Source organism: Diaphorobacter limosus (assembly GCF_033100095.1).
GTDB classification, from domain to species: Bacteria; Pseudomonadota; Gammaproteobacteria; order Burkholderiales; family Burkholderiaceae_C; genus Alicycliphilus; species Alicycliphilus limosus.
In genome coordinates this window covers 955,988-979,248 of record NZ_CP136921.1, presented here as the reverse complement: position 1 = coordinate 979,248, position 23,261 = coordinate 955,988, and the positions used below count along the sequence as shown (strand labels likewise).

The 23,261-nt window shown below is 68.0% G+C and carries 23 protein-coding genes and 2 pseudogenes; 19 read left to right on the top strand and 6 right to left on the bottom strand.

The genetic code is table 11. The features are described from left to right. Positions 1 to 95 precede the first annotated feature (95 nt). Positions 96 to 2,486: a Tex family protein gene (locus P4826_RS04795; protein ID WP_317702767.1), complete on the top strand. Its 2,391-nt coding sequence runs from the start codon at positions 96 to 98 to the stop codon at positions 2,484 to 2,486. Positions 2,487 to 2,513: 27 nt separating this feature from the next. Here P4826_RS04795 and P4826_RS04790 read toward each other — a convergent pair whose 3' ends face one another. Beyond that, positions 2,514 to 3,581: a 2,3-butanediol dehydrogenase gene (locus tag P4826_RS04790; RefSeq protein WP_317702766.1), complete on the bottom strand. Its 1,068-nt coding sequence runs from the start codon at positions 3,579 to 3,581 to the stop codon at positions 2,514 to 2,516. A 338-nt stretch (positions 3,582 to 3,919) separates the two neighbouring features. On the opposite strand from P4826_RS04790, the gene P4826_RS04785 reads away from it, so the two are divergent. From P4826_RS04785 to P4826_RS04765, 5 genes are all read left to right on the top strand, one after another. Then, positions 3,920 to 4,327 (top strand): phage holin family protein, encoded by a 408-nt coding sequence (locus tag P4826_RS04785; protein WP_317703710.1) that lies wholly within the window; start codon positions 3,920 to 3,922, stop codon positions 4,325 to 4,327. A 225-nt stretch (positions 4,328 to 4,552) separates the two neighbouring features. Continuing rightward, positions 4,553 to 5,371: an HDOD domain-containing protein gene (locus P4826_RS04780; RefSeq protein ID WP_317702765.1), complete on the top strand. Its 819-nt coding sequence runs from the start codon at positions 4,553 to 4,555 to the stop codon at positions 5,369 to 5,371. A 42-nt stretch (positions 5,372 to 5,413) separates the two neighbouring features. Next, positions 5,414 to 6,286, top strand: a complete 873-nt coding sequence (locus tag P4826_RS04775; protein WP_317702764.1) for a 2-keto-4-pentenoate hydratase — start codon at positions 5,414 to 5,416, stop codon at positions 6,284 to 6,286. Further along, positions 6,283 to 7,260: an alpha/beta hydrolase gene (locus tag P4826_RS04770; protein WP_317702763.1), complete on the top strand. Its 978-nt coding sequence runs from the start codon at positions 6,283 to 6,285 to the stop codon at positions 7,258 to 7,260. Before P4826_RS04775 ends, P4826_RS04770 begins: the two co-directional genes overlap by 4 nt. A 4-nt stretch (positions 7,261 to 7,264) precedes the next feature. After that, positions 7,265 to 8,125, top strand: coding sequence for a YbgC/FadM family acyl-CoA thioesterase (locus tag P4826_RS04765; protein WP_317702762.1), 861 nt, complete (start codon positions 7,265 to 7,267; stop codon positions 8,123 to 8,125). An 84-nt stretch (positions 8,126 to 8,209) separates the two neighbouring features. Here the strand turns inward: P4826_RS04765 and P4826_RS04760 are convergent. From P4826_RS04760 to ygfZ, 4 genes and pseudogenes are all read right to left on the bottom strand, one after another. After that, positions 8,210 to 8,521 (bottom strand): annotated as a pseudogene (locus tag P4826_RS04760) (GlcG/HbpS family heme-binding protein); the annotation flags it as partial. A 292-nt stretch (positions 8,522 to 8,813) separates the two neighbouring features. After that, a pseudogene (locus tag P4826_RS04755) lies at positions 8,814 to 8,924 on the bottom strand (hypothetical protein); the annotation flags it as partial. Positions 8,925 to 9,759: 835 nt separating this feature from the next. After that, positions 9,760 to 10,950 (bottom strand): MFS transporter, encoded by a 1,191-nt coding sequence (locus P4826_RS04750; RefSeq protein ID WP_317702761.1) that lies wholly within the window; start codon positions 10,948 to 10,950, stop codon positions 9,760 to 9,762. Between the two features lie 24 nt (positions 10,951 to 10,974). After that, positions 10,975 to 11,913: a CAF17-like 4Fe-4S cluster assembly/insertion protein YgfZ gene (ygfZ, locus tag P4826_RS04745; protein ID WP_317702760.1), complete on the bottom strand. Its 939-nt coding sequence runs from the start codon at positions 11,911 to 11,913 to the stop codon at positions 10,975 to 10,977. 47 nt (positions 11,914 to 11,960) lie between these two features. Here ygfZ and mltG point away from each other — a divergent pair, with 47 nt between their 5' ends. The 8 genes from mltG to P4826_RS04705 all read left to right on the top strand — a co-directional run bounded on the left by mltG (position 11,961) and on the right by P4826_RS04705 (position 17,766). Beyond that, positions 11,961 to 12,950 (top strand): endolytic transglycosylase MltG, encoded by a 990-nt coding sequence (gene mltG, locus P4826_RS04740; RefSeq protein WP_317702759.1) that lies wholly within the window; start codon positions 11,961 to 11,963, stop codon positions 12,948 to 12,950. Continuing rightward, positions 12,951 to 13,604, top strand: a complete 654-nt coding sequence (gene tmk, locus P4826_RS04735; protein WP_317702758.1) for a dTMP kinase — start codon at positions 12,951 to 12,953, stop codon at positions 13,602 to 13,604. Beyond that, positions 13,601 to 14,596, top strand: coding sequence for a DNA polymerase III subunit delta' (locus P4826_RS04730; protein ID WP_317702757.1), 996 nt, complete (start codon positions 13,601 to 13,603; stop codon positions 14,594 to 14,596). The genes tmk and P4826_RS04730 overlap by 4 nt, the downstream gene beginning before the upstream one ends. Positions 14,597 to 14,612: 16 nt before the next feature. Continuing rightward, positions 14,613 to 14,972, top strand: a complete 360-nt coding sequence (locus tag P4826_RS04725) for a PilZ domain-containing protein (RefSeq protein ID WP_317702756.1) — start codon at positions 14,613 to 14,615, stop codon at positions 14,970 to 14,972. A gap of 58 nt (positions 14,973 to 15,030) precedes the next feature. After that, a complete protein-coding gene (locus tag P4826_RS04720; protein WP_317702755.1) occupies positions 15,031 to 15,840 on the top strand; it encodes a TatD family hydrolase in 810 nt (269 codons plus the stop codon). Beyond that, positions 15,837 to 16,517, top strand: coding sequence for an ankyrin repeat domain-containing protein (locus P4826_RS04715; RefSeq protein WP_317702754.1), 681 nt, complete (start codon positions 15,837 to 15,839; stop codon positions 16,515 to 16,517). The genes P4826_RS04720 and P4826_RS04715 overlap by 4 nt, the downstream gene beginning before the upstream one ends. Before the next feature lie 178 nt (positions 16,518 to 16,695). Next, positions 16,696 to 16,941, top strand: a complete 246-nt coding sequence (locus P4826_RS04710; RefSeq protein ID WP_317702753.1) for a hypothetical protein — start codon at positions 16,696 to 16,698, stop codon at positions 16,939 to 16,941. A gap of 18 nt (positions 16,942 to 16,959) precedes the next feature. Then, complete coding sequence (locus P4826_RS04705) at positions 16,960 to 17,766, top strand: DUF2325 domain-containing protein (RefSeq protein WP_317702752.1); 807 nt, start codon at positions 16,960 to 16,962, stop codon at positions 17,764 to 17,766. Between the two features lie 14 nt (positions 17,767 to 17,780). Here P4826_RS04705 and P4826_RS04700 read toward each other — a convergent pair whose 3' ends face one another. After that, positions 17,781 to 18,458: a GntR family transcriptional regulator gene (locus P4826_RS04700; protein ID WP_317702751.1), complete on the bottom strand. Its 678-nt coding sequence runs from the start codon at positions 18,456 to 18,458 to the stop codon at positions 17,781 to 17,783. 341 nt (positions 18,459 to 18,799) lie between these two features. On the opposite strand from P4826_RS04700, the gene P4826_RS04695 reads away from it, so the two are divergent. The 5 genes from P4826_RS04695 (at position 18,800) to P4826_RS04675 (ending at position 23,261) form a co-directional block, all read left to right on the top strand. Further along, the gene (locus P4826_RS04695; protein WP_317702750.1) at positions 18,800 to 19,762 is read left to right on the top strand and encodes a TRAP transporter substrate-binding protein; all 963 of its coding nucleotides are present in this window, start codon (positions 18,800 to 18,802) and stop codon (positions 19,760 to 19,762) included. A 77-nt stretch (positions 19,763 to 19,839) separates the two neighbouring features. Next, positions 19,840 to 20,349 carry a TRAP transporter small permease gene (locus tag P4826_RS04690; protein ID WP_317702749.1) on the top strand — a complete coding sequence of 170 codons (510 nt, stop codon included), beginning with the start codon at positions 19,840 to 19,842 and terminating at the stop codon, positions 20,347 to 20,349. A gap of 11 nt (positions 20,350 to 20,360) precedes the next feature. Further along, positions 20,361 to 21,653 (top strand): TRAP transporter large permease, encoded by a 1,293-nt coding sequence (locus P4826_RS04685; RefSeq protein WP_317702748.1) that lies wholly within the window; start codon positions 20,361 to 20,363, stop codon positions 21,651 to 21,653. 11 nt (positions 21,654 to 21,664) lie between these two features. Next, positions 21,665 to 22,423 (top strand): LamB/YcsF family protein, encoded by a 759-nt coding sequence (locus P4826_RS04680; RefSeq protein ID WP_317702747.1) that lies wholly within the window; start codon positions 21,665 to 21,667, stop codon positions 22,421 to 22,423. Positions 22,424 to 22,448: 25 nt separating this feature from the next. Next, positions 22,449 to 23,261, top strand: a complete 813-nt coding sequence (locus P4826_RS04675) for a putative hydro-lyase (RefSeq protein ID WP_317702746.1) — start codon at positions 22,449 to 22,451, stop codon at positions 23,259 to 23,261.

Here is a 23,261-nt window from a genome sequence, read left to right as displayed (position 1 = left end):
CCCTTGATTATGGCGGGCACCTACAGCCTGTCACAGTGCCCGTGGCCCCTGTGGCAAACTCCCGCGCTTCGTTTTAGCGACTCGTTTCCAGGTACATGCAGCAAATCGTTCGGCAGTTGGCCGCAGAAATCAAAATCACCGAAGCCCAGGTGCGCGCCGCCGTGGATCTGCTCGATGGCGGCGCCACCGTGCCCTTCATCGCGCGCTACCGCAAGGAGGCCACGGGCGGGCTGGACGACGTGCAGCTGCGCGAGCTGGACGCGCGCCTGGCCTACATGCGCGAGCTGGACGATCGGCGCGCCGCGGTGCTCAAGGCGATTGACGAGCAGGGCAAGCTGACCGATGTTCTGCGCGGGTCCATAGCGGCCGCCGCCACCAAGCAGGAGCTGGAAGACATTTACCTGCCCTTCAAGCAAAAGCGCCGTACCAAGGGCCAGATCGCCAGGGAGTTCGGCATAGAGCCGCTGGCCGACAGACTGCTGGCCGACCCGACGCTGGACCCGCACGCCGAGGCCCAGGCCTTCTGCCAGCCCGCCACCCTGCTTGACGACGGCAAGCCGGGGCCAGACTTTTCGACGACGTTTGCCGTGCTCGACGGCGTGCGCGACATCCTGTCCGAGCGCTGGGCCGAGGATGCGGCACTGGTGCAAGGCCTGCGCGAGTGGCTGTGGGACGAGGGCCTGCTGCGCTCCAAGCTGGTCGATGGCAAGAACGCGAACGACCCCGAGGTCGCCAAGTTCCGCGACTACTTCGACTACGACGAGCCGATAGGCCGCGTGCCCAGCCACCGGGCGCTGGCGGTGTTCCGCGGCCGGGCGCTGGAGATTCTGGAGGCCAAGCTGGTGTTGCCTGAGCCGGAGGCGAACTCCACATCCCAGCCTGACCCGCGCCAGCCCAGCCTGGCCGAGGGCCGCATCGCCCTGCACCTGGGCTGGAGCCACGCCGGCCGCAAGAGCGACGACCTGCTGCGCAAATGCGTGGCCTGGACCTGGCGCGTCAAGCTGTCCCTGTCCACCGAGCGCGACCTGTTCTCGCGCCTGCGCGAAGACGCCGAAAAGGTGGCCATCAAGGTCTTTGCCGACAACCTGCGCGACCTGCTCCTGGCCGCGCCCGCCGGCCCCAAGGCGGTGATGGGGCTGGACCCGGGCATACGCACCGGCGTCAAGGTGGCCGTGGTGGATGCCACCGGCAAGCTGGTCGAGACCGCCACCGTCTACCCGCACGAGCCGCGCCGCGACTGGGACGGCAGCCTGGCGACGCTGGGGCGGCTGGTGCAAAAGCATGGCGTACAGCTGATCGCGATCGGCAACGGCACGGCCAGCCGCGAGACCGACAAACTCGCCGCCGAGCTCATCAAATTAATACAAAAATCGGCCTTAACCCAAGCAGGACAAGCGCAAACAGCTATTGAAAAAATAGTGGTGAGCGAGGCCGGCGCCTCGGTCTACAGCGCCAGCGAATATGCCAGCCAAGAGATGCCCGACGTGGACGTGAGCCTGCGCGGCGCCGCCAGCATCGCCCGGCGCCTGCAGGACCCGCTGGCGGAACTCGTCAAGATCGAGCCCAAGAGCATTGGCGTGGGCCAGTACCAGCACGACGTGAACCAGAGCGAGCTGGCGCGCACCCTGGGCGCGGTGGTCGAGGACTGCGTGAACTCGGTCGGCGTGGATCTGAACACGGCCAGCGTGCCGCTCTTGTCGCGCGTCTCCGGCCTGTCGGGCAGCGTGGCCAAGGCGGTGGTGCGCTGGCGCGAGGCCAACGGCGCGTTCAGGAGCCGCAAACAGCTGATGGAGGTCAGCGGCCTGGGCGCCAAGACCTTCGAGCAGGCGGCGGGCTTTTTGCGCATTCGCGGCGGCGAGAACCCGCTGGACATGACCGGCGTGCACCCCGAGACCTATCCGGTGGTCGAGCAGATCATCGTCAAGACCGGCAAGCCGGTGGCCGAGCTGATGGGTCGCACCGACACGCTCAAGGGGCTGAAGCCCGAGCTCTTTGCCACCGAGAAATTTGGCGCCATCACGGTCAAGGACATCCTGGCCGAGCTGGAAAAGCCCGGCCGCGACCCGCGCCCGGACTTCAAGGTGGCGCGCTTCAACGAGGGCGTGGAGGGCATTGCCGACCTGAAGGAAGGCATGGTGCTGGAGGGCACGGTGAGCAACGTGGCGCAGTTTGGCGCCTTCGTCGACCTGGGCGTGCACCAGGATGGCCTGGTGCATGTGAGCCAGCTGGCGCACAAGTTTGTCAATGACGCGCGCGAAGTGGTCAAGACCGGCCAGGTGGTCAAGGTCAAGGTGCTGGAGGTCGATGCGGCGCGCAAACGCATCAGCCTGACGATGAAACTGGACGCCGCGGCACCACGGCGCGACGGCCCGCGCGAGAACCGCTTCGAGGGCGCGGGCCGGGGCTACGCCCAGCCGCAGCGCCGCGCCGCAGACCCGGCGCCGCAAGGCGCCATGGCCTCGGCCTTTGCCAAGCTGCGGCGCTGACGGCGGTTGTGCAGCTTGGGCTCGGGCTTACTTGAGCCGGGGCTGAACGATGATCTTCACCGCCGATTCGTTGTTCTGGATCAGCGTTTCAAAACCCTGCGAGACCAGATCCTGCAACTGGATGCGCTGGGTGATGAAGGGGGTCAAGTCAATCTTGCCTTCCTCTACCAGCTTGATGGTTTCCTGGTGGTCGTTGCAGTAGGCGATGGTGCCGCGCACGTCCAGCTCCTTCATCACCACGGTGTGTACGTTGATGGTGGCCGGGTGGCTCCAGATCGAGACGATCACCACCACGCCGCCTGGCTTGGTGGCGGCCACCAGTTGGTCGAGCACCTTGTTGACGCTGGTGCACTCAAAAGCCACGTCGGCACCCTTGTCGCCGGTGATCTTCATCACCTCGGCCACCACGTCCACCTGGGACGGGTCGAGGATGTGATCGGCCACGCCGGACTCGCGCGCCTTCTCCTTCCGCTTGGCGCTCAGCTCGGTGATGATGACCTTCAGGCCCTTGGCTTTCAGCACGGCCGCCAGCAACAGCCCGATGGGGCCGCCGCCGCCCACCAGCGCCACGTCGCCGGCCTTGGCGCCGCTGCGCACATAGGCGTGGTGGCCTACTGACAGGGGCTCGATCAGGGCCGCCTGGTCCAGGGGAATGGCGTTGGAGATCGGGTGCACCCAGCGGCGCTTGACGGCAATCTTTTCAGACAGGCCGCCGCCGCGACCGCCCAGGCCGATGAAGTTCATGTTCTTGGACAGGTGGTAGCGCTCGCCCGGCCCGGTGGGCACGTCGTCGGCAATGATGTAGGGCTCGACCACCACATGCTGGCCCACCTGGATGTCGGTCACGCCTTCGCCGACGGCATAGACCACGCCCGAGAACTCATGGCCCATGGTGACGGGCGCGGACTCGCCCGATATGGGGTGCGGGTGGCCGCAGGGCGGAATGAAGATCGGCCCCTCCATGAACTCGTGCAGGTCGGTGCCGCAGATGCCGCACCAGGCGACGTCGATGCCGACGGTGCCGGGGGCCACGGTAGGCTCTGGAATGTCTTCGATGCGGATGTCGCCGCGGGCGTGGAAGCGTGCTGCTTTCATGGTTCAAGCTCCTGTGCTGGGTGGAAGATTGGGGGGCTCGGCGGCTTGCGCCACGATGCACTGCCTGGGCGCTGCCGAGTGAGAGAGGCCAGGCGCATGGCCCGAGAGTTCACGGGCCGCGTGGGCGCGCCAAGCGATGGGACATTGTCACGCCGCAGGGCTCTTCTGTCCATGCATGGCGATGGGCCGGTCACCGCCGTGGTGTGTCGTCCTCTGCAACTGTTTTGATAGCTGGATGCGCATGCACTGCAAGCGTGCCGAGCGAATTCGTCAAGTATCTGCAATGCACCTGCGTGCATAGAATGCACGCATCATTCACCTCGCCGCGCGGCGCCGCCATGCTTGCCAACCTGACTCCATTCCTGATCCATTGGGCCACGCTGGCGCTGGGCCTGTGGGTCTGTAGCCATGTGTTCAAAGGCATACGCTTTGATGGCGTTGGCGCGTTGGTCATCTCGGCGCTGCTGCTCGGCCTGGCCAACGCGGTCGTGCGGCCGCTGCTGGTGTTCTTGACGCTGCCGCTGACGCTGATCACCTTCGGCCTCTTCCTGCTGGTGATCAACGCGCTGGTGCTGATGCTGGTGGCAAAGCTGGTGAACGGCTTTTATCTGAGCGGCTTCTGGACGGCCTTCTGGGCCAGCATCTTCATGTCGCTGCTCAGCCTGGTGCTGGGCGCCTTCGTGCTGGGCGGCACGCCAGAGTTCATCATCGAAACCGGCCCCAGGGCCGGATCGACCTGGTTGTGAGGAATCAGTGGTGCCTGCTGCCGCCATAATGGCCGTTTCTTTTTGCGTCCCACCTGAGAGGCTGAGAGGAAATTCCCCGTGCCCGCTTTACACGCCAAAACACCCCCACTCTTTGTTGCAAATACTCGCCATAGCCCGAGCTATGGCTGCGTTTTGCGTCTCGATTGGCGGCGTTTTGACGCGTCCTTCGGGCACGGCCAATTTACTCTCAGCCTCTGACCTGTCATGGAGCTTCAAGCCTTGCTGGCGCAGCCCATCGCGCTGCCCAGCCTGCCACGCGCGGTGGCGCTGTTGATGAGCGAGCTGGCCCAGGCCGAGCCCAGCCTGCGGCGCCTAAACCAGTTCTTCGGCACTGATCCGGCCCTGGCCGCACGCCTGCTGCAAGAGGCCAACGCGAGCGCCTTTGGCGCGCAGCAGCAGATCAGCGGCATTCCCGAGGCGCTGGCCCTGCTGGGCGTGGCGCAGCTGCGCACGCTGGTGCGCGCGGCGCCGCTGGGCGCCTCCTCGCGCTCGGTGCCGGGCGTCAACCTGCAGCTGTTCTGGCGCTACAGCCTGAATACCGCCAAGCTGGCGCGATCCTTTGCCGGCCTGGTGCAGCAAAGCCAGATCGTGGCCTATACCGCCGGGCTGCTGCATGGCGTGGGCGAGCTGGCGCTGCACCTGGCAGACCCGGAGCGCATGCAGTCCATCAACAGCCTGATGCCGCCGCTGGATCCGCGCCGCGCCAAGCTGGAACAGCGCCTGCTGGGCTACTGCTACGCCCAGGTGAGTGCCGAGCTGGCCCGCCGCTGGCAGCTGCCCCTGGTGGTGGTGGACGCCCTGCGCCACCACCACGCACCGTTTGACAACAACGACTACGAACCCCTGGCCGGCGTGTTGCATCTGGCCGCCTGGCGCGCCCGGGCGCGCGAGGCGGGCCTGAGCGAGCGCGAGCTGGCGGTGTCCTTTCCCGGCAAGGTCGGCCTGACCCTGGGCCTGGACATCGACATGGTGCTGCAGCAGGATCCCATCGACTGGAAGGCTCGCCCGGACGCCGGCGACTAGATCTGCCACCATCGGCCGCATACCCACAAACAGGAGACTGGCATGAGCATGAAGCAGACCCTCGTCGCGCTGGCGGCGGGCATCACCTGGGCTTTGGGCGCGCAGGCGCAATGTCTGAGCGATGGTGACGTGGGCGTCATGGCCTCGCACTATGCGTCCAAGACACCGGCGCCCAACTTTCCCGCCTTGTCGGATGCCGACGGCGCCTGCACGCGCGCCAAGTTCAATGCGCTGCTGGCGTCCAGCTTTGGCAAGGTGGTGGGCTACAAGGCGGGCCTGACCAACCCGGCGGTGCAAAAGCGTTTCAACACCGACAAGCCGGTGTGGGGCAAGCTCTACGAGGGCATGATCGAGCAAAGCGGCGCCAGCGTGCCGGCCGCCTTTGGCGCGCGCCCTTTGTTCGAGGCCGACATGCTGGTGCGCGTGAAGGACGCGGCCATCAACCAGGCCAGCACGCCGTACGAGGTGCTGCAGCATATCGACCAGGTGATCCCCTTCATCGAGCTGCCCGACCTGGTGGTGCAGGCGCCGGCGCAGCTCAACGGCCCGGGCGTGGCCGCCATCAACGTGGGCGCGCGTCTGGGCGTGGCGGGCCAGCCGATTGCCGTGCCCGCGACGCGCGGCGAGCGCTATGCGCTGCTCGATGCGCTGGAGCGCATGCAGGTGCAGCTCACCAACAACCAGGGCCAGCTGCTGGCCAGCGGCAAGGGCAGCGACATCCTGGGCCAGCCGCTCAATGCCGTGGTCTGGATCGCGCAGGCGCTGCAAAAGGACGGCATCACGCTGCAGCCGGGCGACCTGATCAGCCTGGGCAGCTTCTCGCCGCTGCTGCCGCCACGCCCGGGCCTGAGCGTCACGGCCAGCTATGTCGGCCTGCCCGGCGCACAGCCCGTGCAGGTGCATTTCAAGCAATGACGAACACCGACCTCGCCGCGCAGACCCATGCGCGACTGACGCCGCAGATGCGCAGCGTGGTAGACCGCCTGGCACGCGCCGGTCGGCCTGCACTGCATACCTTGAGCCCGGCCCAGGCGCGCATCGCCTACGAGGCTGGTGCCGGCGTGCTGGAGGTGCCCAGGGCCGAGCTGCCGCGGGTCGAGGATCTGCATGTCCCCAGCCGTGATGGCGTGCAGCTGCCCGCGCGCCTGTATGCGCCCGGCACCGCGGCCGCGCTGCCGGCGCTGCTGTACCTGCATGGTGGCGGCTTCACCATTGGCAGCGTGGCCACGCATGATGTGCTGTGCCGCGAGCTGGCGCGCCTGGGCCGCTGCATGGTGCTGTCGCTCGATTACCGCCTGGCGCCCGAGCACGCCTTTCCCACCGCCAGCAACGACGCCTGGGACGCGCTCGCCTGGCTGGCCGCCAACGCCGCCCGGCTGGGTGCAGACCCCGGCCGCCTGGCCGTGGGCGGTGACAGCGCGGGCGGCACGTTGGCGGCCGTGAACGCCATCCTGGCGCGCGACGCGGGCCTGCCGCTGGCGCTGCAGCTGCTCATCTACCCAGGCACCACGGCGCACCAGGACACGCTGTCGCATACCGAGTTCGCGCACGGCCCGATACTCGACCGCGCCGCCATAGGCTGGTTCTTCGACCAGTACATTCCCAGCCGCGCCGAGCGCGAGGACTGGCGCTTTGCCCCGCTGCTGGCGCCCGATGTGGACGGCGTGGCACCGGCCTGGATAGGCCTGGCCGAATGCGACCCGCTGGTGGACGAGGGCGTCGAATATGGCGACAAGCTGCGCGCCGCCGGCGTGGCCGTGGATCTCGAGATCTACCGCGGCGTGACGCACGAATTCATCAAGATGGGCCGCGCCATTGCCGAGGCACGGCGCGCCCACCAGGACGCGGCGCGCGCACTGCGCGCCGCCTTTGGCATCGACGGAGGCTAAGCCCATGCAACGCCAGGACTTCCGCTGTTTTCACCGCCTGCGCGTGCGCTGGGCCGAGGTGGACATCCAGAAAATCGTCTTCAACGCCCATTACCTGACCTATGCCGACTGCGCCATGACCGATTACTGGCGCGCCCTGGCCCTGCCTTACGAGACCGGCATGCAGGCCCTGGGCGGCGAGGTGTATCTGAAGCAGGCCACGGTGCAATACCACGCCTCGGCGCGCCTGGACGACCTGCTGGACGTGGGCATGCGCTGCGCGCGCGTGGGCCATACCTCGCTGCTGTTCGAATGCGCCATGTTCGCCGGCGACCGGCTGCTGGCCACGGTGGAGCTGGTCTACGTGTTTGCCGACCCGGCCACGCAGACCAAGCGCCCCGTACCGCCCGCGCTGCGCACCATGATCGAGCACTATGAGGCCGGTGGCGAGATGGTGGAACTGCGCGTGGGCGACTGGGCCACGCTGGGCGCCGATGCCACGGCACTGCGCATGGCGGTGTTCGTGCAGGAGCAGGGCATAGACCCCGCCATAGAGCTGGACGCGCACGACCCCACGGCCGTGCACGCCGTGGCCTATAACCGCCTGGCCCAGCCCGTGGCCACCGGCCGCCTGTTGTACGAGGCACCGGGCGACGCGCGCATAGGCCGCATGGCCGTCGATCGCGTGGTGCGCGGCCAGCGCTGGGGCCGCGCGGTGCTCGATGCTCTGGTGCGGGCCGCACAGGCGCGCGGTGACGCCCAGGTGACGCTGCACGCGCAGTGCAGCGCCGAAGGCTTTTACCGCCGCGCCGGCTTTGTGCCCGTGGGTGCGGTGTTCGAGGAAGCGGGCATCGCCCACATCACCATGCGGCGCATGCTTTCTTAACTATTCTATTGATAGCTGCTTGCGCTTATCTGGCAAGCGCCAAAGCTTTTTTTGGCTTGAAGCCTGCTGGATGGGCTAGCGGATTTACTTGAGCAGCTCCTGCACCTGGTCGAGCGCCGCCTTGGCGCATTGCTCGTCCAGATGGCCGCCAGGGGCGCCGCCGATGCCCACGGCGCCTATCACCTCATTGCCCGCCTTGACCGGCAGGCCGCCGCCCAGCAGCAGATAGCCTGGAATCTGGCCCAGGTTGGCCGCGCCAGGGTTCTTTTGCGAGGTTTCCATGATGGCGCTGGTGGCGTTCTTGGCCGATGCCGAGGTGTAGGCCTTCAGGCGGCTGGCCTCCAGGGTGTGCGGGCCGGCGTTGTCGGCGCGCAGCTGCGCGCGCACCTGGCCGGCGTTCGCCCACGGGCGTGGTGTCCATCGCCTGCAGCGCGTTGGTCAGCAGGTTGTGCAGGATTTGTTGCAACGCCACCGCATCGGCACGGGCCGCAGGCAGGCCGGGGGCGAACTGCGGGTGCAGATGTACCTTGTGGGCGGACAGCTGCGGTTCGAGCAGGTGCAGCGCATCGATGACGGCCTGGGGCAGGTCGATGGCGCTGCTCTGCATGGCTGCGTCGGGGCGCTCGACCAGGCGGCGCAGCCTGGTCACCACATCCGATGCGCGCCGCGCCTGCGCCACCACCTGCGCCAGGGCCTGGCGCAGCAGCGGCATGTCGGGCGCGTCCTCGGCCAGCAGGCGCTGCGCGGCCTGGCTGCTGGCAAGCACCGCCGTGAGTGGCTGGTTGAGCTCGTGCGCCATGCCGGCGGCAAGCTCGCCCAGGGTGTTCAAGCGCGCCACCTGGCCCAGCTGCAGCAGCTGCTCGGCGCGCCGGCGCGCCACGCGCTGGCGCAGCAGCTGGCGCAGCGCCGTGAGCAGGGCGGCGCTGCCCGCCAACCAGCCCAGCATGCTGCCCCACGGCAGCATGGCCGCGCGCACCGCCTGCTGCATGTGCAGCACAAGGGGCTGGCTTGTGGCGGCCAGCGTTTTGGCGGCCTGCCACTGCCAGCGTGCAGCGTTTTCCGCGGCGCCCTGGATGGTGTAGCGTTGACCATCGAGCGCGAGCCAGGCGTGCACCGGGCTGCCGGGCGACAGCGGCCAGTCGTCGGCCAGGGCCGTGGTGCGCAGATCCAGGCGCAGGGCAAAGCTGGCTGGTGTTCCGGCCTGCACCAGGTAGAGCTGGCCACCGGTCAGATTGCTCGGAGCCAGCACGGCGTGGCCGCTGGCGCGGGATTGTGCGAGTGCCGCATCCATGCCCGGCGGCCAGCCAGCAGGCCAGGCGGGCGCGCCATGGTCATGGCGCAGCACTTCGCGCACCTGTGGGTAGGGGCGGGTGAGGGCGCTCCAGGGGGCCGGCTCGGTGGCGCGGCTTTCAGGTTGCAGCAAAACCAGCGTGGCCAGGATGGCCTCGTGCTGCACCATGCGCTGGCTGAGCACGCGGTGGGCAATGCGCGCGCCGGTGTCAAAACTGTCATGCAGTTGCTGCAGGCGCTGTTGCGCCAGCCAGACGCAGCCGGCTGCGCCCAGCACCAGCCAGGCCAGCCACCAGGGCGCCATGCGTCGCAATCCGTTCATGGGTAAATTCTGGCACGCGGCTTCACGGCACCGGCGGCTGCATCACGCGCTCGTACTGCGTGGGTGCCAGGCGCGCCACCAGCACGGCCACCAGCAGCGCCATGGCGCACTGCAGCCACCAGCCACCGGAGAACCCGCCGCCGCCCTGGTGCAGCCGCGCCATCAGCCAGGGCGGCAGGGCCGAGAGCAGAAAGCCGCCGCCCTGCATGAGCGCGTTCAGCGCGCCGGCCTGCAGCGGCGCGCGCAAATGGTCCAGTGCCACCAGCATGAAGAAGGTGAAGCAGCCGCCCAGGCCCACGCCCAGCACGATGGCCGTGGCCAGTGGCGCGGCAAGAGGTGCCATGGCCAGCAGCGCAAAGCCCAGCGCCTGGCAGCCCAGGGTGAACCATAGCCAGGGCCGGCGGTCTGGCCCGCCGCGCGCGGCCAGCACCGGCAGCAGCAGGGCCGCTGCCGCCTGAGCGATCGACAGCAGGGCGACCAGCGTGCCGCTCTGCGCGGCGCTCCAGCCCAGCTCCTGGTAGTGGGGCGCCAGCCACGCAATCATGCTGGCGTAGCCGCCGTTCATCAGGCCAAAGGCCAGCATCAGATACCAGGTGCGCGGGCGGCGCAGCAGCCAGGCGCTGGCGCCACGCTGCGTGGCGCCGGCCGCGGGCGTCGCCATGCGGCCCAGCTGCCACCAGGCCAGCGCCAGCGCCGCCAGCACCGGCAGCGTCCACAGCGCCAGGGCGCCGCTCCAGCCCAGGCCCCACTGCAGCGCCAGTGGTGACAGCTGCGCGCCTAAAGCGCCGCCGCCCATGAGGGAGGCCGAGTACACGCCCATCATCGGTGCCACGTGGCGTGGCGTGTGCAGCTTGATCAGGCCCGGCAGCGTGCCCTGTACCAGCGCCACGCCCACGCCGCACAGCGCGGCGGTGGCCAGCAGCCAGGCGGGCACCAGGCGCAGCGCGCAACCCAGGGCCAGCAGCGTGAGCGCCAGCGCCAGTGTGGGTCGTGCGCCCAGGCGGGGCAGTAGCGCAGGCGCCAGCCAGGTGCCCGCGCCCATCAGGGCCATGGGCAGCAGCGTGAGCCAGGCCAGCGTCTGCAGTCCCAGCCCGGTGTGCGCCTGTATGGTCGGCGTGAGCGGCCCGATGGCGGTGAGAAAGGGCCGCAGGTTCAGCGTGACCAGCACCACCGTGGCCAGCCAGGCCAGCGCGATGCGAGGGCGCTCAGCCACGGCGGCGTTGCAGCCTGAACGCGCTCAAATGTCTTCCAGCAGCGCGTAGGGCAGGGGCAGCAGCGTCAGCGGCACGCCCTGCGCGGCGCCCACCTGCAGCGCCCCGGCAGTGGCGGCAATCTGCAGCGACACCAGCGCATCCACGCCGCCACCGGGCGCAGCGGCAGCCTGCACCACCAGGCCCACGGGCTGCTCGGCGTCATCCTGTGCAAACACCTCGGCACCGACGGCGACCGGGGCCGGCGCATGGGCCAGGTAGGCGCGGCGCTTGAGCGTGCCGCGGAACTGGCTGCGCGCCACCACCTCCTGGCCGGGGTAGCAGCCCTTCTTGAAGTTCACGCCACCCACCGATTCGTAGTTCAGCATCTGCGGCACGAAGGCCTCGACCACCGGGGCGGTCAGCGTGGCGACGCCGCTCCTCACCTCGCTCCACAGCCACAGTGCCTCGCTGGTCGGCGCGCCGGCGGGTGCGGGGCTGGCGGCGGGCGCCAGCCACAGCGCGCGCGGCTGGCCGTCGGCGGGGTACAGGCGCACCACGCTGGCGTCGCCCAGGTCGGCCTTGGCCCAGGGCTCGTCGCCCTCGGGCAGCGCGGCGCGCGCGGCGTCACCCAGCAGGCCGTAGAGGGCGTAGTCGCCGCTGGCATCGCTCAGGCGCGCCTTGGCGCGCAGCACGAACATGGACAGGCGCTTGAGCGTGGGCGCCAGCAGGTCGCGTGCGCAGACCAGCAGCACCTCGGCATCGCTGCGCTTGAAGGCGATGCAGCTGGCGAGCATGCGGCCCTTGGCCGTCAGCAGGGCGGCCAACCGTGCGTGCTGCTCGTCCAGCAGGGCAAAGTCCTGGGTCAGCTGGCCGTGGAGGAATTTGGCGGCGTCTTCACCGGCTACGCGGATCACGCCAAGATGGTTCAGGGGGGACACGCCGTCCCGGGGCAGGGTGGACGGCGCTGGCTGCTTGTCGTTCATGCGCTGAATTATGATGCCCGGTTGTCTCTCTTACGGGCTGCAGGGTTGTGCGTCGTTTTCTCGTTTTGCTGGTGCTCATTGCCGTGATCGTTGGCGCCGCGGCCGCGTGGTGGCTGCAGGCGCCCCTGACACTGGCCGCGAACCAGTCGCTGGAGCTGGAGATAGAGCCCGGCACCACGCCGCGCGCCGTGGCCCGCGCCGTGGTTCAGGCCGGGGTGCAGACCGATGCCCGCCTGCTGTATTGGTGGTTTCGCCTGTCGGGCAAGGATCGCGGCATCAAGGCCGGCAATTACGAAATCCCCCAGGGCACCAGCCCCTATGAGTTGCTGCAGAAACTGGTGCGAGGCGAGGAGGCGCTGCGCGCCGTGACCCTGGTGGAGGGCTGGAACTTCCGCCAGCTGCGCCAGGCCCTGGCACGCGCCGAGCAGCTCAAACCCGAGACCGCGGATTGGAGCGATGCCGACATCATGGCCCGCCTTGGGCATGCTGGCTTGGCCGCAGAGGGCCGTTTCTTTCCCGATACCTACACCTACGCCAAGGGCAGCAGCGATCTGGCCGTGCTCCGCCGCGCCCTGCATGCCATGGACAGACGTCTGGAAGCCGCCTGGGCGCAGCGCGCGCCGGATACGCCGCTCAAGTCCGCCGACCAGGCGCTGATCCTGGCCAGCATTGTCGAGAAGGAAACTGGCCGTGCCGAGGACCGCGCCCAGATCGCCGGCGTGTTCACCAACCGCCTGCGTATGGGCATGCTGCTGCAGACCGACCCCACGGTGATCTACGGCCTGGGCGAAAAATTTGACGGCAACCTGCGCCGGCGCGACCTGCAGGCCGACACACCCTACAACACCTACACCCGCGCCGGCCTGCCGCCCACCCCGATCGCCATGCCGGGCCGCGCCGCGCTGCTGGCCGCCGTGCAGCCGGCGCAAACCAGGGCGCTGTACTTTGTGGCGCGCGGCGACGGTTCCAGTCACTTCAGCGAATCGCTGGACGAGCACAACCGCGCCGTCAATCGCTACCAACGCGGGCAGAAATAAATGCAAGGCCTGTTCATCACCTTCGAGGGCATAGACGGCGCGGGCAAGTCCTCGCATATCGACACCCTGGCACAGGCCCTGCGCGCCGCCGGGCGCCAAGTGACGCTCACGCGTGAACCGGGTGGCACGCCGCTGGCCGAGAAGCTGCGCGCCATGCTGCTGCACGATGCCATGGACGCGTTGACCGAGACGCTGCTGGTGTTTGCCGCGCGGCGCGACCATCTGCGCGTGGTGATAGAGCCGGCGCTGGCGCGCGGCGACGTGGTGCTGTGCGACCGCTTCACCGACGCCACCTTTGCCTACCAGGGGGTAGGGCGCGGCTTTGATCTGCAGGTGCTCTCTTATATGGAGCGCCTTGCGCAGACGGGTATTGCCCTAGAGCCCGATTTGATGCGAAACCCGGATCTGACCCTGTGGTTCGACGTACCGCCCGAGGTGGCGGCCGAGCGCCTGGCCGCCGCGCGCACCCCCGATCGCTTCGAGGCCGAGGGCGTGGAGTTTTTCACCCGCGTGGCGCGCGGCTATGCCGATCGTGCCGCCGGCGCCACGCAGCGCTTTGCCCGCCTGGACGGCGCCCAGCCGCGCGCGCAGGTCGCCGCCCAGATGCTGGCCGCCGTGGCCGCGCGTGGTTGGCTGCAGGGGGCCACGCCATGACGGCGGTCGCGCCCTGGATTGCCGCGCAGCGCACACAGCTCTTGGCCCAGCGCGGCCATGCCTGGCTGCTGCAGGGGCCCTCGGGCCTGGGCCAGTACCAGCTCGCGCTGGAGCTGGTGCGCGCCTGGCTGTGCGAGGCGCCCACCGAGCAGGGCGCCTGTGGCCAGTGCGCCAGCTGCCACGGCATAGCGGTGCACACCCATGCCGACCTGTGCGTGCTCATGCCCGAGACGCAGATGCTGGCCCTGGGCTGGCCCCTGCCCGAGAAGGCCCAGGCCGAGATCGAGGACAAGAAGCGCAAGCCCAGCCGCGAGATCCGTGTCGAGGCCATGCGCGACGCCGTCGAGTTTGCCCAGCGCACCTGCGGGCGCGGGCGCGGCAAGGCGGTGCTGGTGTTTCCGGCCGAGCAGATGAACCATGTCACGGCCAACGCGCTGCTGAAGACGCTGGAGGAGCCGCCCGGTGACGTGCGCTTTGTGCTCGCCACCGAGGCCGCGCACGAGCTGCTGCCCACCATACGCAGCCGCTGCCTGGGCCACACCATGCTCTGGCCCCGGGCCGACGTGGCGCAGGCCTGGCTGGTGGAGCAGGGCGTGACGCCGGATGCGGCTCAGGCACTGCTGCGCGCCGCCGGTGGCCGGCCCGACGACGTGCTGGCCCTGCACCGCGCCGGCCGCAGCCCCCAGGCCTGGGCGCTGATCCCCAGGGCCATGGCGCGCGGTGAGGTGGCGGCCCTGGCCGACCTGGAACCGGCCCAGGCCGTGGATGCGCTGCAAAAGCTCTGCCACGACCTGCTGGCCAGCCGCGTGGGCGCACAGCCGCGCTACTTTGCCGCAGCCGACCTGCCGCAGGCGCCGGGCGTGGGCCCACTCACGCGCTGGTCGCGCGCCCTGATGCAGGAGGCGCGCACGGCCGATCACCCCTTCAACGCCGGCCTGATGCTGGAGTCGCTTGTAGCGCAGGCGAAGAGCACACTAAACTCTCGCCGTTGAACGACCAAAGCCACCCATGAGCAGTCCCTCCACAGCGCCGCGCCCCAGCGTCATGCAGCTGAACATCAAGGAAAAGGCCGCGCTGTACGCGGCCTACATCCCGTTCTTCGAGGAAGGCGGCATCTTCGTGCCCACGCCGCGCGAGTACAAGCTGGGCGACGATGTCTACGTGCTGCTGACGCTACCCGATGACCCGCAGCGCTACCCCGTGGCCGGCCGTGTGGCCTGGGTGACCCCCGCACGCGCGGCCGGCAACCGCACGCAGGGCGTGGGCATCCAGTTCCCCAAGGACGAAAAATCGCGCCAGCTCAAGCACAAGATCGAGGAAATCCTGGGCACCGCCCTGGCCTCGGACAAGCCCACGCAGACCATTTGAGCTTTACCCGCTCAACCGCCGACCGCGCGCCGGTCGGCGTTTTTGTTTCTTTACCACCATGTTTGTCGATTCTCACTGTCACCTGAACTTTCCCGAGCTGATCGACCAGCTGCCGCAGATCCGCCAGGCCATGGCTGCGGCCCAGGTTGATCGCGCGCTGTGCATTTGCACCACGATGGAGGAATTTGCCGCCGTGCATGGCCTGGCCACCCGCTACGACAATTTCTGGGCCACCGTGGGCGTGCATCCCGACACCGAGCACATGACGGAGCCGTCCGTGCAAGACCTGGTCGAGCGCGCCGCGCTGCCGCGCGTGGTGGCCGTTGGCGAGACCGGGCTGGACTACTACGGTATGGAGGACCGCAAGGGCGGACGCAGCATTGCCGACCTGGATTGGCAGCGCGAGCGTTTTCGCACCCATATCCGCGCGGCGCGGTTGACGGGCAAGCCCTTGGTGATCCACACCCGCAGCGCATCCGAGGACACGTTGGCCATCCTGCGCGAGGAAGGCGAGGACGGCGGCGCGGGCAGCGCCGGCGGGGTATTCCACTGCTTCACCGAGACCGCCCAGGTGGCGCGCGCGGCGCTGGACATGGGCTTCCATGTCTCCTTCTCGGGCATCATCACCTTCAAGAGCGCGCAGGATCTGCGCGATGTGGCGGCCTTCGTGCCCATGGACAGGCTGCTGATCGAAACCGACAGCCCCTACCTGGCGCCCGTGCCCTACCGCGGCAAGACCAACAACCCGTCCTACGTGCCCTTCGTGGCCCGGCAGATCGCGGCCGTGAAGGGGCTGGCCGTGGAGCAGGTGGCCGAGGCCACCAGCCGCAATTTTGAACAGCTGTTCTTGCAAGGAGCCGCAGCATGACGCGCCGCCGCACCACCCTGGCCTGGCTGACCCTGGCGGTCATGGGCCCCGTCGCAGGCTGCGCCCATGCCGGCGCCTACGAGGATTTCTTCAAGGCCATAGAGCTGGACAACGGCGCCGCCATCAGCGATCTGCTCAAACGCGGCTTCGACCCGAATGCGCGTGACCCCAAGGGCCAGCCGGCGCTGGTCGTGGCGCTGCGCGAGGATTCACGCAAGGCCGCCGCGGCCCTGATCGGCGCCAGGGGCCTGAAGGTGGAGGAGCGCAACGCCAAGGACGAAAGCGCCCTGATGCTGGCCGCGCTGCGCGGCAACCTGCCGGCGGCGCGCGCCCTGATCAAACTCGACGCCGACGTCAACAAGACCGGCTGGACGCCGCTGCACTACGCCGCCTCGGGCACCACGCAGGACGCCAAGGCCATGGTGGCGCTGCTGCTGGAAGAAAACGCCTACATTGACGCCGCCTCGCCCAACGGCACCACGCCGTTGATGATGGCCGTGCGCTACGGCCCGGGCGATGTGGCGCGGCTCTTGGTGCAGGAGGGCGCCGACCCGACGCTGAAGAACGAACTGGGCCTGACGGCGCTGGACTTTGCCCGCCAGGCCGACCGCGCCGACATGGTGGAGCTGATCGCCCAGGCCGTGCGCCGGCGCCAGCCCAGTGCAGGCAAATGGTAATGCTATAAAAATAATTGCTATCTGCGCTTGATACACAAGCGTTAAGGCGGTATTTTGCTGTTGAATTGGTGATGGAGAACTCCTGCGAAAGCGGCTGGCATGGGGTTCACGAAGATTCTTTTAAATGCGAACGATTTGCATTTAGAATGAATTCTCCAACCACACACCGGAGGATCGCATGGAGTACTCGCCTTCTTCATCCAGCTGCCAGCATGCCTTGCTGGCGCGCAGCCCGCTCGGTCATGTGACCGTCTGCCCGGATTGCGCCGTGGTGCATCTGTCGCTCAACTGCGTCTCCGTGCGGCTGGAGGTGGAAGCCTTCGCCGCCCTGGCCGAGATGTTGAATCGGGCCCAGGAATGCCTGCATGGCAACCGCCCAGCGCAGGGTCTCGGCCATGGCGGCCAGGCGTGCGCGGTGCACTGAAGAGCGGGTCTGCGCACCATGGACAGGCTGCAGCAACAGGCCGGGTCGGCGCTGCGGGCCGACGTTGCCCATGTCGATGGTCTGGCCGGCGAGCATGGGGTCTTGTCCCGCGAGCTGGGCAGGGTGCAGGAGCGCTGCTCCCGGGTCATCGCCGAGCAGTCGGCCGAGATCGAACGGCTCAAGGCCCAGCTGCTGCGCCAGCGCGCCGTGGCGATAGCCAAGGACACGCGGATTGCCTTCCTGGCGCAGGATCTGGAGCGGCTCAAGGCGTCGCTGCCGGAGTATGCAAACACCATGAAACTGCGCGAGAAGCTGGAGCAGCTCGGCGCCCGGCAGGCCGATCTGGACGCGCAGAATGCAAGGCTGCGCCGGCAGCTGGCTGAAGCGCAGCATATGCTGGGCCAGCATGCGACCGGGGGTAGGCCCGATCCGGTCGCGCAGCATCACGGCGACGCGCCCAGGGCCATCCCGGTGACCGTTCACTCAAGGAAAAAAACCATCCTGTGCGTGGGTGGCCGCAACGGCCATATGTCCAGCTACCGGGATGCCGTGGAGAAGGCAGGCGGCCATTTTGCGCACCACGACGGCGCTCTGGAGGATAGGCAAGGGACGCTGGACGCGGTGCTTGCCGCGGCCGATCTGGTGATCTGCCAAACCGCCTGCATCAGCCACAACGCCTATTGGCGCGTCAAGGATTTTTGCCAGCGCACCGGCAAGCAATGCGTGTTCGTGGAGAACCCCAGCACCTCTTTGTTGACCCGCAAGCTGCAACAAATCGCCGCCGATGAGGTTGCTGCAAAGCCGGTTGCCAGCTCCCGCTGGTGACCGGCCTGAGGGCCTCACCTGCCCGCGCCGCTGCCTGCAATGCGCCGCGCATAGGCCGCCAGCACGATGCGCTCGGAGTGCACCAGGTAGTCGCCCAGCGCGGCCGCAGCCTCTTGGGGGTGGCCGGCTTCGAACAGGTCGATGATCTTCACGTTGCTGTCCACATAGGGTGCGTGCAGAAACTCCGGGTCGTCCAGCAGCCCGAAGGCCAGGCGCAGCTCGGCCAGCAGGTGGGTGAACATGTCGTTCAGCCGCTCGCTGTCGGCCAGCGCCACGATGGCCTTGTGGAACTCCATGTTGGCCGTGCCCACGCCGCGCCAGTCGCCGGCCTCGCGCCAGCGCAGGGCCGCGTCCACGGCCTGGCGCATCTGCTTGCGGGCGGGGTGGCGCGGGTAGGCCTGGGCCAGGGCCTGGCATTCGATGAGCCGGCGCACACGGTAGATGTCGATGATGGCCGCAATGCTGGGCACGGCCACCGACACGCCACGGTTGGGCTCGTGTTTCAGCAGTCCTTCCTTGGTCAGCATGCGGAAGGCCTCGCGCAGCGTGTTGCGCGAGATTTCCAGGCTCTCGCTCAGTGCCGCTTCGGACAGGCGCTGGCCCGGGGCGAACTCACCATGCACGATTTTCTCGCGCACCTGCTCCGCAATGCGGTCGGAGAGGTTTTGTTGCGGGTCGGCGGCACTCGTCATGGGCTGGGCGGGCTGGTGTTGAGGCAGCAAGTGTAGCCAGCACCCGCATGCCCGTTTGCCGCATGGCGGCAGCGCTGCTGGGGTGATCCCAGGGTTTTTCAGGATGCAAATTGCCACTCATTTGATAAATCATTGTTGAACAATTTAAGTTGAATGGTTCTGCGATCCTGCGATCCTGCGGTGCTTGTGGGCTGTAGGACAGGTTCCGCAGCGTCGGGGCGCTGCTTGCTTTTTGCCCGCGGAAGTTTGTAAATGCGATCTGCGCATGGGCGCCGCAGCGCAGCCCCGTGGGACTTGCCTTCACTTGTTTGTTTTCAACTGTCAATCCAAGGAGTCACCTCATGAAACGCATTCTTCTGTCGGTTGTCTGCCTGGCGGCGGCGGCTTCCCAGGCCCAGGTGAAGTGGGATCTGCCCACGGGCTACGCGGCCAACACCTTCCAGACGCAGAACAACCAGCAGTTCGCCAAGGAGGTGGACGAGCTCACCGGCGGCAAGCTCAAGATCACGCTGCACCCGGGCGGCTCGCTGTACAAGGCCAATGAGATCAAGCGCGCGGTGCAGACCGGCCAGGTGCCGGCGGCCGAGTTCATCCTCTCCGGTGCAGCGAATGAGAACCCCTTGTACGGCGTTGACTCCGTGCCCTTCCTGGCCAGCTCGTACGCCGGTGCCTGGCGCCTGTACCAGGCGGCCAAGCCGGCGCAGGAGAAGCTGCTGGCCTCGCAGGGCATGCAGCTGCTCTACAGCGTGCCATGGCCGGGCCAGTCGCTGTACTCCAACAAGCCGGTGCAGTCGCCTGCCGACCTGGTGGGCACCAAGATGCGCGCCTACAACCCGACCTCCACACGCATCGCCCAGCTGCTCAAGGCGCAGCCGGTCACCATCCAGCTGTCCGAGCTCGGGCAGGCGCTGGCCACGAACACGGTGAACAACTTCCTTACCTCCAGCGCCAGCGGCGTGGAGAGCAAGCTGTATGAGCAGATCAAGTACTTCTACCCGGTGAACGCCTGGCTGCCGCGCAATGCCACGGTGGTCAACAAGAAGGCCTTCGACAGCCTGGACAAGGGCCTGCAGGACGCCGTGCTGAAGGCTGCCGCCACGGCCGAGAAGCGCGGCTGGGAGAGCAGCGAGCGTCTGGACAAGGAGTTCCTGAAGGAGCTGGCCGCCAAGGGCATGACCGTCTCCGAGCCGTCGGACGCGCTGAAGAAGGAGTTCGCCCGCATCGGCACCGTCATGACCGAGGAATGGGTGAAGGCGGCGGGCGCCGAGGGCAAGGCCATCGTCGACGCGTACAACAAGCGCTGACCTGTCTCATCGGGACGCGGGCCGCATAGGCACTGCGTCCCTTTCCATCCACTTTCAGAGCCCGCCCGGAGCCCGCCATGGATCAGCTCTTCCGACCTTTGTACCGCCTGCTCATAGCGCTCGCCTGCCTTTCCATGGTGGCTGCGTTCGTGATCGTCATGCTCGGCATCCTGGCGCGCCAGGTGACGTTCATCGACATCCAGGGGCTGGATGCCTATGCCGGCTACGCCATTGCCGCCACGCTGTTCTTTGCCTTGCCCACGGCGCTGATGCATGGCGACCATATCCGCGTCACGCTGCTGCTTGACCGTATGGGCAGCCGTACCCGTGCGGCTTTTGAGTGGGCCATGCTGATTGCGGGCCTGGGCCTGGCGCTCTATCTGGCCTGGTTTGCCGCGCGCGCCGTGTGGCTGTCCTACATCACGCACGACGTCTCACCCGCGGCCGACGCCACGCCGCTGTGGATTCCGCAGCTGTGCATGGCGATTGGCTGTGCGGCCTTTGCGCTGGCGTTTCTGGATGCCATCGTGGCGCGCTGGCGCGGGCGTGAATGGTTCATTGCCGGCCCGGGCTCGGTGGCCGAATAAAGGAGAACAACATGGACATGATGGCTGCACTGGTGCTGATCATTGCGCTGTTCGCGGTGCTCGGCGCGGGCATGTGGATCGGCCTGGGCCTGCTGGCCGTGGGACTCATCGGCATGGGGCTGTTCACCAGCCGCCCGGTGGGCGACAGCATGATGCTGACGATCTGGGGCGCCAGCTCGGCCTGGACGCTGACGGCGCTGCCGCTGTTTCTGTGGATGGGCGAGATTCTGTTTCGCAGCAAGCTATCGGACAGCATGTTCCGCGGCCTGGCGCCGTGGATGGACAAACTGCCAGGGCGCCTGCTGCACACCAACGTGGTCGGCTGCACCATCTTTGCCGCCATCTCCGGCTCTTCGGCCGCCACCTGCGCCACCATCGGCAAGATGACCCTGCCCGAGCTTAAAAAGCGCGGCTACCCCGACGCCATGGCCGTGGGCACGCTGGCGGGCTCGGCCACGCTGGGGCTGCTGATTCCGCCCTCCATCATCATGATCGTCTATGGCGTGGCGGCGAACGTGTCGATTGCCAAGCTGTTCCTGGCCGGCGTGTTCCCGGGGCTGCTGCTGGCCGGGCTGTTCATGGCCTATATCGCTACCTGGGCGCTGTTCAACCGGGACAAGGTGCCGGCGTCGGACATGTCCATGGGCTTCATGCAGAAGATCTACGAATCCCGCTTTCTCATACCGGCGGTGATCCTGATCGGCCTGGTGCTCGGCGGCATCTATAGCGGCGTGGCAACCGCCACCGAGGCCGCTGCCCTGGGCGTGGCCGGCGCGCTGGGCCTGGCAGCCATTGAGGGGTCGCTGACCTGGCAGAAGTTCACCGAGGGCCTGGTCGCCGCCTGCCGCGTGTACTGCATGATCGGCCTGATCCTGGCCGGGGCGGCCTTCCTCACGCTGGCCATGGGCTTCATCGGCCTGCCGCGCCACCTGGCCGAATGGATAGGTTCGCTGCACCTGTCGCCGTTTGCCCTCTTGATGATGCTGACGGTGTTCTTCATCGTGCTGGGCTGCTTTCTGGACGGCATCTCCATGGTGGTGCTGACGATTGCCGTGCTGCTGCCCACGGTCGAGGCGGCGGGCTATGACCTGATCTGGTTCGGCATCTTCATCGTGCTGGTGGTGGAGATGGCGCAGATCACGCCGCCCGTGGGGCTGAACCTGTTCGTCATCCAGGGCCTGACCAAGCGTGACATAGGCTGGATCGCCCGCGTGGCCGCGCCCATGTTCTTCGTCATGCTGGCCGCCGTGATCATGCTCTATGTCTGGCCGCAGATCGTGCTCTGGCTGCCTTCGCACATGTAAGGGAGTGCGCCATGTCCGTGATCGACCTGAACAGCGACCTGGGCGAGAGCCTGGGCGCCTGGAGCATGGGCGACGACGCCGCCATGCTCGACATCGTCAGCAGCGCCAACGTGGCCTGCGGCTTTCATGCGGGCGACCCGGCCGGCATCCTGGCCACGCTCCGGGCCGCAAAGGCGCGCGGCGTGGCCGTGGGCGCGCATGTGGCCTATCCGGATCTGATCGGCTTTGGCCGGCGCAACATGGATGTGGCCAGCCCCGACCTGGTGGCCGACGTGATCTACCAGATCGGCGCCCTGCAGGGCCTGGCGCAGGCGGCCGGCACGCGCATCGCCTACGTCAAGCCCCATGGCGCGCTGTACAACACCATTGCGCACGACGAGCGCCAGGCGCGCGACGTGATTGCCGCCATCCGCGCCGTCGATGCCGGCCTGGCACTGGTGGTGCTGGCGGCCTCGCCGCTGGTGCAATGGGCGCGGGACGCCGGCCTGCGCGTGATCGCCGAGGCCTTTGCCGATCGTGGCTACACGCCCCAGGGCACGCTGGTGTCGCGCCGCGACAAGGGCGCCGTGCTGCACGACAGCGCCCTGGTGGCCCGGCGCATGCTGCGCCTGGTGAAAGACGGCGTGGTCGAGGCCATCGATGGCAGCCTGGTTCGCCTGGACGCCCAGTCCATCTGCGTGCACGGCGACAGCCCTGGCGCCGTGGAGATGGCGCGCGCCGTGCGCAAGGCGCTGGAGGCGGACGGCGTTGCCGTGCGGCCATTTGTTTGACGGCTGATTGACGGGAGCCAGCACCATGACGAACAACCCATTGCAACAGGTCCACACCCCTGCTCAGGCCGCCGCTCGCCAGGCGCGCGCGGCCTACCGCGCCGGCCTGAAGCAGCCCACGGCAGGCGTGGCGCCCGGCATGACCCAGGCCAACATGATTGCGCTGCCGCGCGACTGGGCCTGGGACTTTCTGCTCTACGCCCAGCGTAACCCCAAGCCCTGCCCGGTGCTGGACGTGATCGAGGCCGGTGCGCACCACACGGTGCTGGCCGAAGGCGCCGACATCCGCACCGACATTCCGCTGTACCGCGTCTGGCGCCATGGCAAGCTGGCCGAGGAGGTGCAGGACGCCACGGCCCTGTGGGCCGAGCACCCGGACCTGGTCACCTTTCTGATCGGCTGCAGCTTCACGTTTGAAACCCCGCTGCAGGAGGCCGGCATCGAGGTGCGCCACATTGCCGACGGCGGCAACGTGCCCATGTACCGCACCAGTCGCCAATGCCGCCCGGCAGGGCGTCTGCATGGCGAGATGGTGGTGTCCATGCGGCCCATTCCCGCGCACCGCGTGGCCGATGCGGTCAGCATCTCGGCGCGCTTTCCCGCCGTGCATGGCGCACCCGTGCATGTGGGCGACCCGGCCGCGCTGGGCATTGCCGATCTGGCCAGGCCCGACTTTGGCGACCCGGTGCGTATCGAGCCCGGCGAGATCCCCGTGTTCTGGGCCTGCGGCGTCACGCCCCAGGCGGCGGTGATGGCCTCGGGCGTGCCGTTCGCGGTCACGCATGCGCCGGGCTATATGTTTATCACTGATGTGCCCGACAGCAGCTACCACGTCTGA

Excerpts from the sequence above, each read along its gene's own strand:
- P4826_RS04700 (WP_317702751.1), bottom strand. The coding sequence starts at position 18,458 with ATGACGAGTGCCGCCGACCCGCAACAAAACCTCTCCGACCGCATTGCG.
- P4826_RS04680 (WP_317702747.1), top strand. The coding sequence starts at position 21,665 with ATGTCCGTGATCGACCTGAACAGCGACCTGGGCGAGAGCCTGGGCGCC.
- P4826_RS04675 (WP_317702746.1), top strand. The coding sequence starts at position 22,449 with ATGACGAACAACCCATTGCAACAGGTCCACACCCCTGCTCAGGCCGCC.
- P4826_RS04720 (WP_317702755.1), top strand. The coding sequence starts at position 15,031 with ATGTTTGTCGATTCTCACTGTCACCTGAACTTTCCCGAGCTGATCGAC.
- P4826_RS04690 (WP_317702749.1), top strand. The coding sequence starts at position 19,840 with ATGGATCAGCTCTTCCGACCTTTGTACCGCCTGCTCATAGCGCTCGCC.
- P4826_RS04730 (WP_317702757.1), top strand. The coding sequence starts at position 13,601 with ATGACGGCGGTCGCGCCCTGGATTGCCGCGCAGCGCACACAGCTCTTG.
- P4826_RS04780 (WP_317702765.1), top strand. The coding sequence starts at position 4,553 with ATGGAGCTTCAAGCCTTGCTGGCGCAGCCCATCGCGCTGCCCAGCCTG.
- P4826_RS04770 (WP_317702763.1), top strand. The coding sequence starts at position 6,283 with ATGACGAACACCGACCTCGCCGCGCAGACCCATGCGCGACTGACGCCG.
- P4826_RS04790 (WP_317702766.1), bottom strand. The coding sequence starts at position 3,581 with ATGAAAGCAGCACGCTTCCACGCCCGCGGCGACATCCGCATCGAAGAC.
- P4826_RS04775 (WP_317702764.1), top strand. The coding sequence starts at position 5,414 with ATGAGCATGAAGCAGACCCTCGTCGCGCTGGCGGCGGGCATCACCTGG.
- P4826_RS04795 (WP_317702767.1), top strand. The coding sequence starts at position 96 with ATGCAGCAAATCGTTCGGCAGTTGGCCGCAGAAATCAAAATCACCGAA.
- P4826_RS04695 (WP_317702750.1), top strand. The coding sequence starts at position 18,800 with ATGAAACGCATTCTTCTGTCGGTTGTCTGCCTGGCGGCGGCGGCTTCC.
- P4826_RS04685 (WP_317702748.1), top strand. The coding sequence starts at position 20,361 with ATGGACATGATGGCTGCACTGGTGCTGATCATTGCGCTGTTCGCGGTG.
- ygfZ (WP_317702760.1), bottom strand. The coding sequence starts at position 11,913 with ATGAACGACAAGCAGCCAGCGCCGTCCACCCTGCCCCGGGACGGCGTG.
- P4826_RS04715 (WP_317702754.1), top strand. The coding sequence starts at position 15,837 with ATGACGCGCCGCCGCACCACCCTGGCCTGGCTGACCCTGGCGGTCATG.
- P4826_RS04705 (WP_317702752.1), top strand. The coding sequence starts at position 16,960 with ATGGACAGGCTGCAGCAACAGGCCGGGTCGGCGCTGCGGGCCGACGTT.
- P4826_RS04785 (WP_317703710.1), top strand. The coding sequence starts at position 3,920 with ATGCTTGCCAACCTGACTCCATTCCTGATCCATTGGGCCACGCTGGCG.
- tmk (WP_317702758.1), top strand. The coding sequence starts at position 12,951 with ATGCAAGGCCTGTTCATCACCTTCGAGGGCATAGACGGCGCGGGCAAG.
- P4826_RS04765 (WP_317702762.1), top strand. The coding sequence starts at position 7,265 with ATGCAACGCCAGGACTTCCGCTGTTTTCACCGCCTGCGCGTGCGCTGG.
- P4826_RS04725 (WP_317702756.1), top strand. The coding sequence starts at position 14,613 with ATGAGCAGTCCCTCCACAGCGCCGCGCCCCAGCGTCATGCAGCTGAAC.
- P4826_RS04710 (WP_317702753.1), top strand. The coding sequence starts at position 16,696 with ATGGAGTACTCGCCTTCTTCATCCAGCTGCCAGCATGCCTTGCTGGCG.